Below are 1,104 nucleotides of genomic sequence, written 5' to 3'. Positions count from 1 at the left end.
CTATTGAAAGTAAATAATTTAGAGAATAAGAATAAGTTTACAAAGAGAATTACACTAATGAGAGCACTTAATGTTTTTACATCATAATACCAATAAAACTCTTGAACAAAGTAACTGTTTGAGTAACCAAAAACATGTGTTATAGGTATACCCAGATGAAACATAACAAGCATAAGAAGAAAATTATTATATGATTTAGAGAAGAAACTATTTACACCCTCATGCATAAAAGATATTAAGAAATAAATACCTAGCTGAACCACTATTATTAATTCTATTTTTTTTATGACATCTTCTAACTTACTTTCACCACTAAATAATAATACAATATATAAAATTAAAAATACAAGTAGATATGGAATAATCCAAATATCTTTAGACAGGATTGTAACCTTTCTTTTAATATTCATTTTTTAGGTATTCTTTAAAAAGCTGAATATTTGATCTCTCTATGTTGAACTCAGATAGTTCAAATGATTGCTCTGTTTCAACGTTAGGTAAATCACTTAAACATGTGACCCAGTTACTGGTTTCATTAATATTTAGATACTTACACAGCCCTAAATTGCATTCCTTGGTTACATTGTTTGAAACAATACACAGTAGATTAGCAAACTGAGCTTCCACTAGTGTTAAAGGCAGACCCTCCCATAAAGAAGGAAATACAAAAACATCAAATAAACCACTCATTATTCCCGGTATATCTGAACGATTACCCATAAATTTGATACGTGAGGATACATTAGACTGATTAGCTATACTCTCTATATCAACTTTAAGAGAACCATCACCTACCAAAACAAGATAATACTTACTATCTAAACTACTTAATTTACTAAAAACATCTAAAATGAATTTATGGTTTTTTGGCTCTTCAAACCTGCCAACATGACCAATCACTATTGAATCTTTTGGAATGTTCAGCATCTCATGATAATCGATACTATTTTTAATATTTTTAAATTTATTATAGTCAACGCCGCAATAAATAATTTTGTTTTTTGAGTTTTGTGGCCATTTTTTTCCAAATAAAGATATTGCAGCTTTTTCACTTACTGCAATATTTGATGTAGCAAATCTAGTTATAAGTAATTTCATAAATTC

2 protein-coding genes are annotated in these 1,104 nt (G+C 28.2%); both read right to left on the bottom strand.

Going from position 1 to position 1,104, the window contains the following annotated elements; all coding sequences use genetic code 11:
- On the bottom strand, nucleotides 1-410 hold a 410-nt coding region (locus KPY62_RS13505), incomplete at its 3' end, for a hypothetical protein (protein WP_216583467.1).
- On the bottom strand, nucleotides 400-1,104 hold a 705-nt coding region (locus tag KPY62_RS13500; protein ID WP_216583466.1), incomplete at its 5' end, for a glycosyltransferase. The genes KPY62_RS13500 and KPY62_RS13505, both read right to left, overlap by 11 nt.

This window comes from Psychrobacter sp. TAE2020, assembly GCF_018919485.1.
In the GTDB taxonomy this organism is placed as follows: Bacteria; Pseudomonadota; Gammaproteobacteria; order Pseudomonadales; family Moraxellaceae; genus Psychrobacter.
Note: the sequence above shows the minus strand (reverse complement) of the source record. Positions and strands in the feature narration are given on the sequence as shown.